2 protein-coding genes and 1 pseudogene are annotated in these 2093 nt (G+C 53.8%); all 3 read right to left on the bottom strand.

Annotated features, from left to right (window positions below):
* A partial coding sequence (locus CPT76_RS38990; RefSeq protein WP_258168098.1) for a Gfo/Idh/MocA family oxidoreductase occupies window positions 1-188 on the bottom strand: 188 nt, incomplete at its 3' end.
* 155 nt (window positions 189-343) lie between these two features.
* Window positions 344-1321: pseudogene (locus tag CPT76_RS05270) on the bottom strand (extracellular solute-binding protein); the annotation flags it as partial.
* Window positions 1273-1632, bottom strand: a complete 360-nt coding sequence (locus CPT76_RS41890) for a carbohydrate ABC transporter permease (RefSeq protein ID WP_374954615.1) — start codon at window positions 1630-1632, stop codon at window positions 1273-1275. The gene CPT76_RS41890 and the pseudogene CPT76_RS05270, both read right to left, overlap by 49 nt.
* Window positions 1633-2093: the final 461 nt, after the last annotated feature.

Raw genomic sequence — 2093 nt, 5'->3', positions numbered from 1 at the left:
AGCTGCTCGTTCGCCAGCATCCGCCGGATATCCGTATAGGCTACTCCACCATACCGTTTTACGGCTAGTTCCGCCTGCTTCGCGGAAATATCGCACACGGCGACCAGCTCTGCCTGATCATGATCGTCAATATGCTTCAAATGCTCGGAGGCGATTCCGCCTGCCCCGACCAAACCAACACGAACCATCATGGAACCTCCTTACATACTATTTTTCAAACACACGCAATGGGATCATTTGCTCCTGCCGCTAGGCAGCTACAATTTCGAATATCGTCCTTGCGTCTCCTGGTAAAAAGGAAGTGCAAAGGCCCCGTGAAGGGCCCAGCACTCGCTTTAACCTGTCACTTCAGATTGGCGGACCATTTCTCCGCGCGGTCCTGCAGTTCGTCCAGGAACTGCTGGATGTCCGGCGCGTTGCCGGAAGCCGCCTTGCTGATAAAGCCGTTGACGGCCGGGACGATATCGCTCATATAGAACGGATTGGCTTCGTCCATCAGCTCGGAGTGCCCGACATTGGCGATGTCCAGCGCCTTTTTCACATATTTGTCTTCCGGCTTCACAAAATCGGCCTGCTTGATCGTCGGTGTCATCGCGAAGTTCTCATACGTATATTTTTGCGTCATCGGGCTGGTCAGGAATTTGAGAACTTCCCAGGAGGCTTTCACGTCCTTAGCGTTTTTCGCCATGACGAACGGATCCACGGCCACCCAGCCTTCACCTTTCGGACCCATATTCATTACCGGCTCGAACCGGTCCAGCAAATCCTTGTTATTGTTTGCGATAAATTCATTCATCGTCGCGCCGCCGGTGCTGTCCAGCGCAATCGCGATGTTGTTTTTCTCAAGCCCGAAGTTTTCCGCTCCCTGGGCTGTGATAAAGCCGGCCGGCGGCAGCTTTGCGGCTTCCTTCAGCCATTCCATGACCTTCACCATTTCCGGGGTGTTCAGATGCCATTTGATCGACTTTACGTCTTTTAGCGAGCCTTCGGCCCCTTTCGCTCCGAAAGCCAGGGTCAGCGCCACAAAAGTGGAACCGTTCAGGGAGTTGCCCGACCAGTATACACCGTAGTTCTGCTCGCCGGTTTTCGGATTTTTGCCGGTCATCTTTTTGGCTTTTTCCAAAATTTCTTCCGGGGTCGCTTTCTCCGTCAAGCCTTCGACACCCCAGTCGCTGAACAGCTTTTTGTCATAGATCGTCATGCGGCGGCCCAGCACGGCAGGAATCCCGAACTGCTTGGATCCGTCCGGCGACTTGGTGCTGTAGGAATTGTTCATGATGCCGTCCAGGTAAATGCCGGGATCAAACGATGTGTATTTGGCAGCGTCTTCAGCACCAGCAGCGGCCACAGCATTTCGTTCCACACGCCCAGGAACAGGAGGATGATCATGGTGGCGATAATCGGCGTGCAGAGCGGCAAATACACCCGGCCGAAAACGGTGAACTCCCCGGCGCCGTCGAGAATGGCAGCTTCGCGCAGGCTGGACGGCAGCTGGTCGATGAAAGCTTTGGCCAAAAACGTGCCGAAGGCATAGTTAAGTGCTGGTAAATAAAAAGCCAGATAATTGTCCAGAAGCCCCAGCTTGCTGAAGAGCAGGTACTGTGGAATCATGGTCATTTCAAACGGAATCATCATCGTACTCAGCGCCAGCAGAAGCACCAGGCTCGCCCCTTTGAACCGCAGCTTGGAGAGGGCATAACCGGACAGCAGCGCGGACAGCGAGCTGACAACGATAACGCCTGCGCTGACGATGATGGAATTGATGATATAGCGGAACATTTTAATGTTCGTAAAGGCCACTTCATACGTGCGTATGGACGGCTCTTCCGGCCAGATTTTCGGCGGAAACGTAATGTTCAGCCGGGCCCCCCAGTCAAAGCTGGTCACGAGCATCCACAGGAATGGCACGATCATAATAAAGGAGCCGAGAAACAGCACGATGGCGAGAATCCACTGACTGACAGGGATTTTTTGCGGCGCAGCGCCTTGGAATCGGCCGTTTGGATCATGGCGGGACCTCTTTGCTTAAGTATCATGTAGTTCTAAATTGACAGTCGGTATTGGCCCTAGTGCGTCAGTCGAGGCTGTCTTGC

It is taken from the genome of Paenibacillus sp. AR247 (assembly GCF_002968895.1).
GTDB classification, from domain to species: domain Bacteria; phylum Bacillota; class Bacilli; order Paenibacillales; family Paenibacillaceae; genus Paenibacillus_AQ; species Paenibacillus_AQ favisporus.
The sequence above is the reverse complement of the archived record's forward strand: the minus strand, read 5'-3'. Positions and strand labels throughout refer to the sequence as shown.

Coding starts and splice junctions, on each gene's coding strand:
- CPT76_RS41890 (WP_374954615.1), bottom strand. CDS start 1,632: ATGATTCCGTTTGAAATGACCATGATTCCACAGTACCTGCTCTTCAGC.